This is a genomic window from Nitrosomonas sp. Nm33, from assembly GCF_900107265.1.
Classification (GTDB): Bacteria; Pseudomonadota; Gammaproteobacteria; order Burkholderiales; family Nitrosomonadaceae; genus Nitrosomonas.
Genome location: NZ_FNPJ01000041.1, coordinates 1 through 15,632 on the forward strand (window position 1 = coordinate 1; position 15,632 = coordinate 15,632).

A 15,632-nucleotide genomic window follows, 5' to 3' on the forward strand; every position below is an offset into this window, starting at 1 on the left:
ATTTATTCCGAAGAGAAGGAAAAAGGTGATATTTGGAGTAATACGAAAGCACCTTGGGAAGGTATTGCACGAGTTAGCTGAGCAGAAAGAATGCCAGATAGTGGAAGGACATTTGATGCCTGATCATGTACATATGTGCATTAGTATTCCGCCGAAGTACTCAGTGTCTTACGTAGTAGGGTATATCAAGGGGAAAAGTGCAATATCGATAGCACGAAAGTTTATGGGGGAATCGAGGAATTTCACAGGTGAAAGTTTTTGGGCGCGTGGTTATTTTGTATCGACCGTAGGGTTAGATGAAGAGATGGTTAGAGAATATATCCGACATCAAGAGAAGGAGGATGAACATTATGATCAGCTCAAACTTGGTATGTGATGCCACCTTTAGGTGGCGCCAATTCTTGCCCCTTTGAGGGGCTAACAGAAATAAGCCTCCGGCTCTGCCGGAGGTAATTTAACTGGACAATTCAATGCGTTTCAAAGCGGACAATTTATTTGCTACAAAAAAGAACATTTCTATTAGTTGCTAACACAAATTTGGGCAGTAATTATATGACTACTTTAGTTGATATTTGCTTTAAGAAAACTTTTGGTGTTGCGCTGTATTTAACAAAATTAAAACTGAGACACTATCCTGTCATCCTTATGTTTGTGTTTGACTGTTAATTAAATTTTCAGTACATTCAATTTTCATGAGAAAGATGATGCATTTTTCTATACGCTCAGCTATTTATGTTTTGGCTACTAAATACAAATAATGCGTACGGAGAATGGAAACTGCAAAATACCTGGAAGTCCGAAAGAGGTAATCTGTCGATGAACATGCGCAACACTGCCTGGGTGATCGTCTGCTGCATTGTGATGGGCAGTTATACCGTGAGCGCGCGCAGCAACGACACGTCATTGCATCCGCTCACACACGAGGATTTGCGGTGGCTGAATCGTGTCACATTCGGCGTGAACAGCGAAACCGTCGAGCGTTACCAGCAGCTCGGTCGTAGTCGATTCTTCGACGAGCAGCTGCGCCCACCAGCTGATGATCCACCCGAGCTGACCGCAGACATCCGTACCCTGTCCATCTCGCAAAAGAGCGCTAAAGAGATGCTGAGGGCAGCCCGGTCAGAGCATCAGCGAATCCAGCGTCTCGATAATCCGGAAGAGCAGCAGCGTGCCCGCATGGCGCTGAATCAACAGAGAAACAAGATGACCTACGAGACGGCAAAACGCCAGCTCATGCGCAATCTTTATTCTCCGTGGCAGCTTCGCGAACAAATGACATGGTTTTGGATGAATCACTTTAATGTGTTCTCTGGCAAGGGCGATGTCGCGTTCATGTTGGCCGATTACGAGAACAACGCTGTTCGACCACACGCGCTCGGTTATTTTCGCGATCTCGTGCTCGCGACACTGAAGTCACCGGCGATGCTTATGTACCTGGACAACGCGCAAAGCGCGGTCCGGAAGATCAACGAGAACTACGCGCGCGAGCTAATGGAGCTACACACGCTTGGCGTGAGCGGCGGCCCGAGTGGCTCGCACTACTCGCAGCAGGACGTGCAGGAGTTGGCGCGTGTGCTCACTGGTGTCGGCATCATTCCAAATGTTGATCGGCCACAATTCAGACCGGTGCGGCGCGCGCAGCCAGTGCGCGAGGGCGCCTTTGAGTTTAATCCCAATCGTCATGACTTCGGCACAAAGAAGATCCTGAACGAGACGATTAAGGGTACCGGAATGGATGAGGTCGAGCATGCTGTGTCTCTCCTGTGCCGCCAGCCGGCGACGGCGCGATTCATCAGCACGAGGCTCGCGATGTATTTCGTCGCCGACAACCCCCCGCGCAAGCTCGTGGATGCGATGGCGATCACATTTAAGCAAACTGACGGCAACATTGCTGCCGTGCTCCGGACAATGTTTACCTCCTCTGAGTTTATTGCCATACTCAACCGCCCGCAGATAGAGGCGGGCAAGTTCAAGGACCCGGTACAGTTCATGGTGTCGTCGCTGCGCCTAGCCTATGATGGCAAGCGCATCATCAACTATCGTCCCGTGGTGAACTGGTTGCAACAACTCGGCGAGCCGCTATACGGCCGCGTGACGCCAGACGGCTATCCACTTGAGGAATCAGCGTGGACTAGCTCAGGACAGATAGTCAAGCGCTTCGAGATCACCCGGGCAATCGGCAACGGCAACGCGAGGTTATTTGACGACGATGACGGGACGCCGCGGCGTACGGGATTCCCAATGCTGGCGAGTCGGTTATTCTACGACACCATCGAACCGACGCTCAGCGTAAAGACGCGTACGGCGCTTGATCAGGCAACATCGCAGCAGGAATGGAATATGCTGCTGCTGGCCTCGCCTGATTGGATGGTACGCTGAGGAAGATACCACTGAAAAGAAGACACGGAGGTCTATGATGCAACGACGTGACATGCTCAAGCTAATACTGGCTGGCGCTACTGCGTTCGCCACACCATTCTCGTTCGTCTCGCGCGCTTACGCCTATGCGACGCATGGCGCAAGTGATACAAGATTCCTGCTTGTTTTTCTGCGGGGCGGGTACGACGCGGTAAACGTGGTAATTCCCGTCAGCAGCAGTTTCTATTACGAGTCGCGGCCGACGCTCGCGATCAAGAAGCCGAACGCTAATGATCCCGAGTCTGCCCTGGGGCTGTCTCATGGGGGCAAGGCGGTGGAGTGGGGACTGCACCCTGCGCTGAAGGACACCATCTATCCGTTGTGGCAACAAAAGCAAGTAGCATTTATACCATTTGCTGGCACGAATAACTTGAGTCGCAGCCACTTCGAAGTGCAGGACAGCGTAGAAGAAGGACTGCCGAATGAGAGTCATAGCATGCGTTCGTCCGGGTTCCTGAATCGGCTCTCGGGTGTACTTGGCAATGCGGCGGCACCGGTCGCATTCACCGATGGTCTGCCAGTGTCAATGACCGGTGACCTCTTAATTCCTAATGTATCGCTGAAAGGTACGGGCCCGGCACCGCTCGTTGATCGACAAATGGCGCTGCTCGCGGACATGTACGCCGGCACACGCTTCGAGTCGCTCGTGAACGAAGGATTCAAGCTGCGCAAGGATATTGCCGAGCAGGATACGATGATGCGGTCGGAGAACCGCAACGCAATCAGTGCCCGCGGCTTCGAGCTCGAGGCACGGCGCATGGCTGGGCTGATGCGCGACAAATTCAATCTGGGATTCATCGACGTCGGCGGTTGGGATACGCACGTGAACCAGGGCGGGGTGCAGGGGCAACTCGCAAATCAGCTTGGCAACCTTGGAGGTGGGCTTGCCGTGTTCGCGCGGCAGATGGGTTCTGCCTGGAAGAACACCGTCGTTGTGGTGATCTCAGAGTTCGGTCGCACGTTCCGTGAGAACGGGACGCGCGGCACTGACCACGGTCATGGTACTGTGTACTGGATACTTGGCGGCGCCGTGCATGGCGGCCGCATTGCGGGCGAACAGGTGAGTATCGAGCGCAAGTCGCTGAACCAGGATCGTGACTGGCCCGTGCTGACAGAGTACCGCGCGCTGCTCGGCGGCATGTTCCAGCGGATGTACGGGCTTGATGCCACGCAGCTAGGCCGGATCTTCCCTGGCGCCACCCCACGCGATCTCGATCTCGTGTAGGGCTGACTTTTATGGTCTGTTGTCGTCCGTGGATTTTTCCCAACGACTTGAGCTGATTTTCTGCGCGTCGGGTGTACATTTGCCATCCGATGTTGCGTGCTCGCGTGGATCGACTCATGTGAAGCTACTTCCATTCCCAAATCAAACATGATGCAAGAGCGAGCCGCAGTCAGTATAAATAATAATACGGCAAGGAGAAGTCGATAAAGTTACGTTTGATTTAGAAATGGAATAATTATTGCAGAGGCTTTCTGATATATCAAAGCTACCGAGGCAATTAGCTACGCATGGCAAATAGACGTAATAGAGCACAAATTGATCGATATTTCTAAAAAGCTTGATAATTAAAAAATAAAGGCTTTTTAATTCTTACTTTTCTTCTTTTCAATCTCCTCTTTACTCTATCATATGAATAATTCCAAAGGAATTAAATCGTTTTGCAAAAAAAAAATTTAAAGATAATATACTGCCTTATTCAGGGACTCAGTCATAACAAAACGTCATGCAAAAAGAAGGAAAAATGACAAATAAAAAGATACAGCAGTTGTCCAATGATGACGAAAAAGAGCCAAAGCATTTAGAGCAAGCAAAGAAGCCCACCTCAGTACCTAAGACGTTACTAGTCAATGACATTCAAGGTAGCTTAGATAATTGTGAAGTCACTGGGATTCACGGTTGGGCATTCAATAAAACCAAGCCGAACGACTCCTTAGAGATAGAAATTCTCGCAGACGGCCAACTGATTGGCCGTACGATAGCTGATAAATATAGAAAGGATTTGCTTGCGGCGGGCATTGGTAATGGTAACAACAGCTTTAAGATCGATCCTCCTCCAGGGTTATTTGATGGTAACGAGCATCTGATAGAGGCGCGGGAAGTATCAACAGGTCTTGTATTGCCTAATTCTCCAAAGGTTTTCAAAGCTGTACTTTATAAAAGCGATGATATCAGGCTCGATGGAAGCGCATTGATCGGTTCGATATTACTGCCTGAAGGTATTGCCCCATCGTTTTATCTGGAGATTGTCGAAGGGGCAACCGTCATTGGCGGTGGTTGGTGCACACCGGATAGTGAGATTTACAATAAAGCACATTTTCGGCTTCCTTTACCGGCGTCCGTTTTTGATGGGCGCCCTCATGCTTTCTCGGTGCGCAGCAATGACCCAGCGATGTCCATCGGTGATCTGGCTACGATTACCCCTTACATGCTGACACCAGAATCTGCATTACTGCGTTATGCGCGCGAAGGACTCAAGCCTACTATCGCTACCACGGCTGGCTTTCGATATGAATCTTTGATCAATACAATCGCCCAGTTTGAGGATGAAAAGACCAGTTCTGCTGCTGGAAGCAGCCTGGGTGCGCGCAGTAAGAAGACCGATAAGACCGATGAAGCTGGAGAGGAGCGAGCGCCGTTAGCTGAAAAACTCAGTCAGATCGCTCATGCACATGCTCAGATGGTACGTGGCTTCAGTGAAAAAGATAAGGCATTCAAACCCCTGACATTTGCTAAGACCGAGAATCCGCGTGTCTCAATCGTTATCCCGGTGCATAATAAATTCCCGGTTACCTATCACTGTTTGTTGTCATTATTGCTGGCGCCTAATCGTATTTCCTTCGAGGTGATCATAGTAGATGACGGTTCCACGGATGAAAGCACTCGCATTCCTGAACTTATCAAGGGTGTGCAATACGTTCGTAACGAGGAGGCAGTAGGTTTTGTTCGCGCCTGCAATCTTGGTGGTAGCCTTGCCCGCGGCGAATATATCCTCATGCTCAATAATGATACCGAAGTCACCTCTGGCTGGCTGGACGAGCTTTTATGGCCTTTTGAGCACTTTGATAATGTTGGTATGACTGGAGCCAAACTGTTATACCCTGATGGTTCTCTGCAGGAAGCTGGTGGCATCGTCTGGAATACGGGTGATCCCTGGAACTACGGCCGAGGAGCTAATGCACACGATCCACGCTACAGCTATGCGCGTCAGGTGGATTACCTCTCCGGTGCCTGCATCATGCTGCCAACCCAATTGTGGAATGAGGTAGGTGGTTTTAGTGAAACTTTTGTACCTGCCTATTTTGAAGATACCGACTTGGCTTTCAAGGTACGGGATAAAGGTTGTAAAACCATTTATACCCCTTTTGCGCAGGTTATTCACTTCGAAGGCATCAGCAGCGGTACCAATACCTCTTCGGGAATGAAGCGTTTTCAGGAAATTAATAGGCCTAAGTTCAAAAGCCGCTGGGCAACCTACTGCCGTGATAACGGTAAGGTAGGGGTTGATGTCGAACTGAACAAAGACCGTAATGTAGATCTGCGTGCGCTGGTACTTGATGCGGAAACACCGATGCCTGATCAGAACGCAGGTAGCTATGCCGCCATTCAGGAAATGAGAATGTTGCAGAAACTGGGTTTTAAATGTACTTTCGTACCGCACAACATGGCATGGATGGGGCACTATACTGAAGACCTGCAGCGCATGGGGGTAGAATGCATCTATGCACCCTTCGCAGGCTCAATCAATGAAGTTATTGAAAAGCGAGGTAGAGAATTTAATCTCGTCTATATTACGCGCTATTATGTTGCCAAACACTTTATCGATGTTATTCGTCAGTATGCGCCACAAGCCAGGATCGTCATGAACAACGCCGATTTGCATTTTCTACGCGAACTGCGGGCAGCGGTGGTAGCCAAGAACAGCGAAGCGCTCAGCCGCAGCGTACAAACCCGCGATGAAGAACTTGCTACCATGCGCCAGGTTGACTTGACGCTGACTTATACCGATGTTGAAAAAGCTGTCATTCTCTCGCACAATCTCGATTCTGCCCGCGTTGCCAAATGTCCTTGGGTAATCGAAGTTGCCAGCGAAGTTCCGGGATTTGATGCGCGCACTGATATCGCTTTTCTCGGCGGTTATAACCATCATCCGAATATCGAGGCTGTTGAATGGTTTGCCGATAAGGTCATGCCTTTGCTGCGAAAATCTCTTCCCGATGTCAAGATGCGCATCTATGGCAGTAACGTACCCAAGAGTCTGATAACCTTGGCCGAGAAGGTGGAAAATCTTGTTATTGAAGGCTGGGTTCCCACCCTCGATCAGATTTATAATACCTGTCGTATCTTTATTGCTCCTCTACGGAGCGGTGCTGGTATCAAAGGAAAAGTAATCGGTGCATTAGCGTATGGTGTACCCTCCATCCTCTCGCCCATCGCTGCCGAAGGCATACCATTCAGTAATGGGATCGATGCCTGTATTGCTGATAAACCAGAAGAATGGGTGGCGGCTATTACCAAATTGTATGGAAATTCTGAAAATTGGGCTGGCATGTCCCAACAAGCACTCAGGTTTGCACAGAACCATTATGGGTTTGCCAAGGGGGTTACCCAAATGCAGGAAGCATTAGGGGAAGTCGAGATATTTACTACTATCAAAAACCGTGCGCTAGCTGCACATTGAAAAACTAAAAGAGAACAACATGCAAGAAGAAAAAGCATTTCTTATTGACGGTATAAACACCATTGCGATCCATAATGGTGTTGTCCGCATTCAATTCATGCGCTTAGGAATGGACGGTAAACCAGAGCCAAATGTTCAACTTCATGTTCCGATTATCGCTATGAAGTCTGTAGTAGAAGCCTTTAGAAAGGCAACGCCAGGTTGACTTGCGATACTAGGTAACCAAATTTATTGAAACTAAATTTATGAGTCTAGATTAATAATTTTTATGTTTGATATCTACCTTGAAGTTATGTTTTTTCAACTATAGTGCTGCAATCTTGGATAAATAAAATTTTGAGAAATATTATTTTCCACTATCATTTTTTTAAGAATGCCGGAACCTCGGTTGATGCGTTATTAAAATCCAATTTTCCAGAACAGTGGGTAACGCGAGAATTTACTGGAGGAAATCACGCAATTAATGTATCCCAGGTTGAAGATTGGATTCGACAAGAGCCGAATGCCATTGCATTCTCTTCACATACGGCGGCATTGCCTCCTCCAGAACTTAAAGGAATCAAGATCTTACCTGTTTTGTTTGTACGTCACCCCATTGACCGCATCGCATCAGCATATTCCTTTGAACGTAAGCAAGGAGGAGATAGTTTTGGAGCTGTACTGGCGCGTAATACCACACTCCAAGGTTATATTGAAGTACGCTTATCGCTGAAGCATGACCGCCAATGCCGTAACTTTCATGTATCCCGTCTTTCACAGATGTTCAAGGGAGAAGACAGTGATGAGATCGCACTGGCACTACGCGCATTAGAAGTTCTTCCGTTTGTTGGCATTGTTGATAAATTTGATCAATCTATGGAAGAGATGGCGAAATGGCTGTCTTCGTACTTTCTAGATTTTCACGCCACGCCAATGGCACGGAATGTCACGCGTGACCTATCAATTCCACTCAATCAGAGGCTTGATCAAATTAAAACCGAGATCGGTGAAGATTGCTATACTAAGCTGCTGGAAGCAAACGCAGGGGATATTGCCGTGTATAATGCCTCTTTCCAGAAAAGAGTAGTAAGTGACAATTGTGATTGATCCAGAAGCCTTTTTCGTTTCAATTGTGACAAGGAAGTTGTGGGGAATACTCCGTGATCTCATTCCCCTTTAAGATCATAAGAGGAAATAGCGGCTGGATTTGTTAAACTCAGGATAATCACATTCTTCAGTGACCAATTCAAGAACGATGCAGAAGAGGCTTTTCATGCCATAACTAGATCCGCGATCAGTTGGTCGATCTGGGCAGCACTGATGCTGAAGTTTGATTCGCGCCCCGCGCCATCCCCGGGTTTGGTTTCACCAAAAACGGCGTGCAGAGTTTGATTTCTAGCGCGGCACAGGCCGCTTTGGATTAGGCTATGGTTCATCGGGCCACGTAGCGTCATCACATGTCCGCCGGGCTGTGCGAAGATTGAATTGTGCAGGCCACTTCCCTCTTCGCCGATTAGAACTTCGGCATCCAAGAACAGCGCGATCTGTTCAGGCAGGCTGAAACTTTGCGGATGGAGGACAACCCCCCCAATGGCACGGGCGATATAATTTTCGACCTCTGTGGCATTGATGCAGATCCGGTGTTCCATCGGTTTCTGCCATGCCCTGCGCGAGACGAGAATACGACGCCGGTCCCCTGCGATCTGCGGTAAACCACAGGACAGCTGCGCCAAAAGTCGCTGAGCCCACCAGTCCCCAAAATCTGACAGGATGGGATGCACGGTCTGATTGGCCCGCAGGTTACTAACGTAAATCGCTCGGTCCAGCGACAAATTCTCCCGGTAGGGGTTGAAGAAAATCAGATTCTTGTCCGGCACCCCAGCAAGGCGCATCATCTCTAGCGCGAATGATGGAGTTCCCTGACGCAGGACGAAGACGGTCTTCGATAGGTCGCGCAGCTGAGAAAGCAGCCAGAGCCGCGGCAGAATATCGACAAGCCAGTGACCGAAGATGTGATCTCCAGGCCGCATCAGGATGCAGGCAGATTCGATCCGAACAGTCTGACGCTCTGGAGCCCAGGCTGGCTTCGCGCCCGCCAGATACTGGTTCGACTGCTGGTAACGGTCGGTAATCTGAACCTCCGTTTCTGTAGAGCCATTTGAAACCACGTAATTACCCAGGTTGTTTACAAGGACGTCACGAAACTCGCAAACAAAAAGGGGCGAGAAGCCATCGGCCGCCGCATTTCCCTGATGCTTGTTGTGAAATGAGTGGACGAGGTGATCTGGTCCGATTAACCGGCCAAGGCGGTAGTCTCCTAACACCCTCTGCGCCGGAGCAATTTCATGCCAATCGCTTGCAAGAACTCGCCCTTCTTGTACTACGTCCAAAATCTCAGGCATGCTTGCCGAAATGTCTTTGGAAGTGAGGGGAAACCGCCAGCTTGAGGATCACCGTATCCCAACCGCACCACGGTTCAACCCACGAACGTAAGCTTCCGAAAGTATCAAACACATGCAGGTTATTTCGCACCTCAGACAGGTAGAAGGCGTGATCCTCATTACGGTAGCAGCAGAGCTTGCGGTCGAGGATCATGAACGGCGCGAGTCTCGAACTGGGTAGGTAATCCAGGAGTGCCTCAGTTACGCAAGGCCAGCGGATCTCGAAGACGTCATCGAAGACGGTCACGCCACGAGGCGATAGGCAGTAAGCGAACCACGTCGCATCCTGTGCAACGGCTTCCTTGGTATGTCCGGCATCAATATGAACGATACGGAATTCCTGCTGCGACAAAGTATCGAGAGATGGGCTGGTCGTTGACGCCTCGTAAAAGCATATGCGCGACTGCAGATCGGGACTTAGCTCTGCCAAGGTGGTGGCAAAGCGGTCGGGCATCTTCAGGTCGATAAGGTTCAATACCTCGTCGTGGCGAAAGCTATGGGCCAGAAGAAAAGCTGTGCCTCCATGTTCCACCCCCATTTCGCACAGATTGGCCCGTACATCGTTTGCCTCCTGAAGCCCCAGGACGAAAGCGAATGTCGCTACAGAATCTGGCGGAAAGGGATGGTTTCCACGCCGTACGGCGAGATAATGGAAAATAATATTCTTGACAAATTCAGCAATGGACATAACTTGGCAATTTCTCAATAATCCGCGATTATTCTGGAGTATAAGCATGTTGCCTAATTTTGAAAAGCCCTAGAGTCTGTTGACATTTCACATAGGTAGCCACAGATATCCACATGCCATGGCAATCATACTTTCGTAATTTCTTTTCAATTTGTCATATCGCGTAGCCACTGCCCGGTACTGTTTTAGGCGGGCAAAGGCGTTTTCTACCAAATGCCGGTATCTATACAACCCCCAATCCATATCTGCGTTGCTCTTCACCGAATTGCGCTTTCTTGGAATCACAGCCCTGGCTCCCTTCTTTATTATCTGCTCACGTATACACTCACTGTCATAACCCTTATCCGCTACAATCGCTTGTGCATCAGGTAACTTGGTAATCAGTTGCGGTGCTACAGAACAATCATTCACTTCTCCACCAGTAATCTCAAACTCAACTGGTAAACCACAACCATCAACCGCCAAATGAATCTTTGTGGTGTTACCCGCACGGCTTTTCCCGATGGCCTGCGGTTCTTGACCTGCTGCACCCGCACTATGCTGATGCGCTTTGCCGTCAATGAATTCCCACTCCCAATCCGCATCAACGATTAGTGCCTTGAAGACTCTGCTCCACTTGTTACTGGATGACCAAGCATTGAATCTCTTATAAATGGAATTCCAGCATCCAAACACCTCAGGTAAGTCTCGCCACGGACAACCAACCCGCATTCGGTATAGCATACCTTCTACCGTCATGCGCAGATTGCGCTTGTTATAAATCGCTTCTTGACGCAAAATCTTCTCTAGCTTCGGCCAGAACTCATCAGTGAGCATCAGTCGGGGCATCGCAAACTCGTTTTATTAGTGGTGTGAGAACCTCAATATTACGAGTTTGCTTTCTATTTATGAAATACTTATCTCAAAACGTCAACAGACCCTAGCCGTTGCCATGCAACAACGTGAATGGATCAATGGCCTCTGGAATCAATCTAAAACGTTTGATCTCCCAGTCAAATTTAGCCCAATCTTCTCTCCTTAATCAGCTCTAATGGAAAATCTGGGTTAAAGAAGCTTAGCGGATAGCCGATACATTCACTACGCATCAAGCCATAGGTCGAATAACTTTCTTTAAGGGTAATGTTGAATCCGCTTTAGACATACGATATGCTTTAGACAAGCGATAGTTTTTATTTCCTATGATCGTCATTCGTCCCATTATCATTTCCAGTGACGGTGCCAAGCACCTGTGCCACGTCTGGAATATGGTTATTAAGTTTTCACTGGCTTCTTAAGCCATGCCAACCAGTGGTTTTTTTGATCTCATCCACAAAAATCACGCGATTGATTGATACTATTATTTCTGATGCATCTATGGTCGGGTCGTTAGCGAGACTGCTAGTGCTGCGCTATCTAAAATTAAAATCTGTCTATGGAACAAAACTATTAATCACACATAAATTGGACTACTGCGCCAAGGCATCTTCGTGCTGGGCGAAGGCATGGTCGAAAGTCATAAAGGGGGCTTATTGCCGGAAAATGCCACAGCATCTCGGGTTATTTATATACTCAAACTCTTATCGGCGCCGGACTTTTAGCACTGGCATTTACTAATCCAATTCAAATTCAGACTTATGGATACCATGCACAAAAGAACTAAATCACCTGTTGCAGATACAGAAGCAAATGCATTTAAAAAACTGACCACGTCTGATACAAAGTTTTTGTCTCCTGAGGATTTGCCGATTCTTTTGCGTGACAGCAAGAAACGCTTGATCGCTGGCATCAAATTAGAGGTACAGGAACTTGTTAATAACGAATTTCGACTGAAAGGGTGGTGTTTAGGTTTACCTGGTCTTGCATTGCTTCGAGATGGCAAGGAAGTCAACGCAGAAATTCGTCGAATGCCGCGCAATGATGTTCTGCAAGCCAATTCTGTCACTTCAGATTTTGATCCGGGTTTTGAGCTTGTCGTTAAAAACCCTGAACAGGGAACATACGGGTTACGTTGGATACCCGATGCAAACAGCAAAATGAAACCTGTTGATTTTCAGTTGACGATTCAAATTCCAGCAAATAACGGGGACAGCCAAAGTGCAGTCTTAGCGGAGGCACAGATTAGCAACGTAATACCGATACAAACTGAATTCGAACAGAAAATAAAACACTATATTGAATGTGCGGTAATGATCGATACCGGCATCATATTAGTGGGCTGGGTAGATGACCGCTCAATGCCTGTTCGAAGTGTTTACGTGCAAACGAAGCAAAGTGATCCAAAAGAGTTTTCACTCAAACCCGATCTACAAGAAGTGCATTGTATTCGTACCATTCGTCCTGATGTTTGCAGGGCATTGGGCATGAGTAAAAGTAACCGCTCGCAAGTTGGGATCGTAGCCTGGATACCCTTTGATGCTACTGGTGCAGACGAAATTATTATTGCATTTGATAAACAGTTAAGATCAAAGCAATCCGTCATGCTGACCACATTGACGGGTGATACCAGCGTGCTGGAGAGAACCTTTATTCATACTGGCTTTGCGTTACGCCTCATTGCCGAAAAGCTGAAAGACAAAGAATTATTGTCCTGGCTGAATGATAAGGAAGATGAGTCATTCAATAAGCAAACAGGAAAAATTGCCGCGATCGATCATGCGCTCGTATTATTTGACAAGGTACTCTTGCTTCACGGCTGGATTGCTGCTGAGAGTGAAGATATTTCTCAAGTCGAGTTGATAGGAGGAAGTTCCAGAATTGACATCAAAGACCGGTTGAGGAAGGTGCACCGATCGGATCTTTTTTCAGCATTTCCATGGCTCAAATCCCGTGCACTAGGCTTTGTGGCCTTGATCGATGAACCCGACTTTCTTGGTCTTGCACAAATTAAACTTCGAATCCGAACACGCACAACCCGGAATAACCTTCATGCTGCCCCGGACGTGGCTGATTGGTCGATTCTTTTGAGTGTAATGAATGCCAATCCTTCCGTGATCGAACCTCTTGCACAACTGCTCGCGGCAAACACTACCATGTGCAACTTACCCGACTTTGATGAGCGATTCGGGTGGTTAATGCGTGCTAATTTCTTTGCTCGTCAAAAAACTTTGCCGAGCCAGGTGGACAATCCCACGACTACCATTGTTGCTATTGATCGCGTATTTGCCTTGGGTGAGGGTGGTATGTTGCTTTTCGGCTGGCACTATGAGCCAGAACAGTTACCACAAAGCATTACCGTGCATGGTCCGGATGGTCAATTTTGTGATGTTACACATAGCTTTTTTCCTTTATCGCGAGTGGATGTGTTGCAAAATTTGAAAAAAAGATTTCCTGAAGTCACGGACATGTGCGGCTTTGTTTGCCATGTGCCCATGTCGACTAGGGCGGGAGAATCTCGCGCAATTTGTTTTCGCTTCGGTGAACGTGGTGATGTCTGGCTGAAGCTCGCAACTATTACCGAAGAATCCAATGCACTGCAATTGGTCAAGAATTTTCTAAGTACAATCCCAGAGAAAACGCTTATTTATGCAGGCCCTGCGTTACGTCTAATTGCCGAAAAGCTGAAAGACAAAGAGTTATTGTTCTGGTTGGATGATAAGGAAGATGAGTCATTCGATAAGCAAACAGAAAAAATTGCCGCGATCGATCATGCGCTCGTATTATTTGATAAGGTACTGTTGCTTCACGGCTGGATTGCTACTGAAAGTGAAAATATTTCTCAAGTCGAATTGATAGCAGGAAGCTCCAGAATTGACATCAAAGACCGATTGAGGAAGGTGCACCGATCGGATCTTTTTTCAGCATTTCCATGGCTCAAATCCCGTGCACTAGGCTTTGTGGTCTTGATCGATGAGCCCACCTTCCTCGATCTCGCACAGATCAAACTTCGAATCCAGACATATACAACCCGAAATATCCTTTCTACTACTCCAGAGGTAGCTGATTGGTCGGTACTTTTGAGCGTAATGAATGCCAATCCTGCATTGGTTGTACCGCTTACACAACTGCTTTCGGCAAATACTGCTATGCGCAGCTTACTTGAGTTTGATGGGCGATTCAGGTGGTTAATACGTGCTAATTTTTTAGCTTGTCAGAAAACTTTGCCCACTCATGTGGATAATCCCGCAACCACCGTTGTTGCTATTGACCGTGTATTTGCTTTGGGTGAGGGCGGCATGCTGCTTTTTGGCTGGCGCTACGAACCAGAGCTGCCACCACAAAGCATTACCGTGCATGATCCAGATGGTCAACTCTGTGATGTTACAACTAACTTTTTTCCATTGGCACGATTGGATGTATCGCAAAACTTGAAAAAACGATTCCCTGAAGTCACGGACATGTGTGGCTTTGTTTGCCACGTCCCTATGCCGACCAAGACGGGAGAGCTCCGCACAATTTGTTTCCACTTTGGCGAGCGTGGTGATGTCTGGCTGAAGCTCTTAACTGCTACCGTTGAAGAATCAAATGCGCTGCAACTGATCAAGAACATTCTAGGTACTATTCCAGCTCCTGATAAAATTCGCGGCTCACTTTATGACCTTTTTAATCAATCTCTTGGTCGACCTATCGAGTTCATCAGTGCATCCTATCGGAAAAAGGTGAACAACATTTTGGAGCGCCAATTCGGCAAACCGCCGGTATCGCCAGCCATGTCAGTCATCGTACCGCTGTATGGACGTTATGACTTCCTGCGCCATCAGCTTGCTCATTTTGTCGATGATCCTGATTTTGACAATGTCGATCTGATTTACGTCATTGACGATCCAGGTATTCTGGCGCCTGCACTCGATATGGCGGCAGCCTATCACCAACTATTTTGTAAACCCTTTCGCCTTGTTTGGTATGGACAGAACCTTGGATTTGCTGGCGCAAACAATATTGGTGCTCGCGTGTCACGCGCAGATACTCTGTTATTGCTTAATTCCGATGTTCTTCCTAAAGCGAGCGGTTGGCTTTCGGTTCTGCACAAAGCCTTGAACGAGCTACCTCAGGCCGGTGCGGTTGGGCCGCTGCTACAGTTTGCCGACAATTCCGTTCAGCACGCCGGCATGCACCCCAAAAACGATCCGTTCTTCCCAGGATTTCTCCTAAACGTGCATCCAGGCAAGGGCATCACCTGGACTAAAGGCGATGATCCAACTCAACATCCGATGCTGACAGCCGCTTGCCTCATGCTGCGTAAGGCTGATTATGACGCTGTTGGCGGACTGGATGAAGGGTACATCATTGGTGATTTTGAAGACAGCGACCTCTGCCTGAAGCTGCGCAAACGCGGACTGACTCTCTGGTTAGTTCCTGCTGCCAAGCTCTGGCACCTTGAGCGCCAATCACAAAACCTGGAAAGTATTGCCGGCTATCGCCAGCTCCTTACGCTATTCAACGGCTGGCGCTACCATCAAAAAATTCTCAAAGGCGAGATCGCCAATCCGGAAGGGAGTAAAATCTAAT

The 15,632-nt window shown here is 48.1% G+C and carries 10 protein-coding genes; 7 read left to right on the plus strand and 3 right to left on the minus strand.

Annotated elements, in window-relative coordinates; genetic code table 11:
* From tnpA to BLV54_RS09435, 6 genes are all read left to right on the plus strand, one after another.
* Positions 1–376: IS200/IS605 family transposase (tnpA, locus tag BLV54_RS09410; RefSeq protein ID WP_143032470.1), on the plus strand; the 376-nt coding region annotated here is incomplete at its 5' end.
* 440 nt (positions 377–816) lie between these two features.
* Positions 817–2,379 (plus strand): DUF1800 domain-containing protein, encoded by a 1,563-nt coding sequence (locus BLV54_RS09415; RefSeq protein ID WP_090571108.1) that lies wholly within the window; start codon positions 817–819, stop codon positions 2,377–2,379.
* Between the two features lie 34 nt (positions 2,380–2,413).
* Entirely contained in the window at positions 2,414–3,643 is a 1,230-nt protein-coding gene (locus BLV54_RS09420) for a DUF1501 domain-containing protein (protein ID WP_218132367.1), read from the plus strand.
* A gap of 520 nt (positions 3,644–4,163) precedes the next feature.
* Complete coding sequence (locus BLV54_RS09425; RefSeq protein WP_176969730.1) at positions 4,164–7,100, plus strand: glycosyltransferase; 2,937 nt, start codon at positions 4,164–4,166, stop codon at positions 7,098–7,100.
* Between the two features lie 19 nt (positions 7,101–7,119).
* Positions 7,120–7,305: a hypothetical protein gene (locus BLV54_RS09430; protein WP_090571074.1), complete on the plus strand. Its 186-nt coding sequence runs from the start codon at positions 7,120–7,122 to the stop codon at positions 7,303–7,305.
* A 131-nt stretch (positions 7,306–7,436) separates the two neighbouring features.
* On the plus strand, positions 7,437–8,186 hold the full coding sequence (locus tag BLV54_RS09435) for a sulfotransferase family 2 domain-containing protein (RefSeq protein WP_090571111.1): 750 nt from the start codon (positions 7,437–7,439) through the stop codon (positions 8,184–8,186).
* Positions 8,187–8,350: 164 nt separating this feature from the next.
* Here the strand turns inward: BLV54_RS09435 and BLV54_RS09440 are convergent, their stop codons facing one another.
* The 3 genes from BLV54_RS09440 to BLV54_RS09450 form a co-directional block, all read right to left on the minus strand.
* Positions 8,351–9,481 carry a glycosyltransferase family 61 protein gene (locus tag BLV54_RS09440; protein ID WP_090571076.1) on the minus strand — a complete coding sequence of 377 codons (1,131 nt, stop codon included), beginning with the start codon at positions 9,479–9,481 and terminating at the stop codon, positions 8,351–8,353.
* Positions 9,474–10,208: a class I SAM-dependent methyltransferase gene (locus tag BLV54_RS09445; RefSeq protein ID WP_176969731.1), complete on the minus strand. Its 735-nt coding sequence runs from the start codon at positions 10,206–10,208 to the stop codon at positions 9,474–9,476. Before BLV54_RS09445 ends, BLV54_RS09440 begins: the two co-directional genes overlap by 8 nt.
* 87 nt (positions 10,209–10,295) lie before the next feature.
* Positions 10,296–11,036, minus strand: coding sequence for an IS5 family transposase (locus BLV54_RS09450; RefSeq protein ID WP_090571082.1), 741 nt, complete (start codon positions 11,034–11,036; stop codon positions 10,296–10,298).
* Positions 11,037–11,830: 794 nt separating this feature from the next.
* On the opposite strand from BLV54_RS09450, the gene BLV54_RS09455 reads away from it, so the two are divergent.
* Positions 11,831–15,631, plus strand: coding sequence for a glycosyltransferase family 2 protein (locus tag BLV54_RS09455; protein WP_176969732.1), 3,801 nt, complete (start codon positions 11,831–11,833; stop codon positions 15,629–15,631).
* Position 15,632 lies beyond the last annotated feature (1 nt).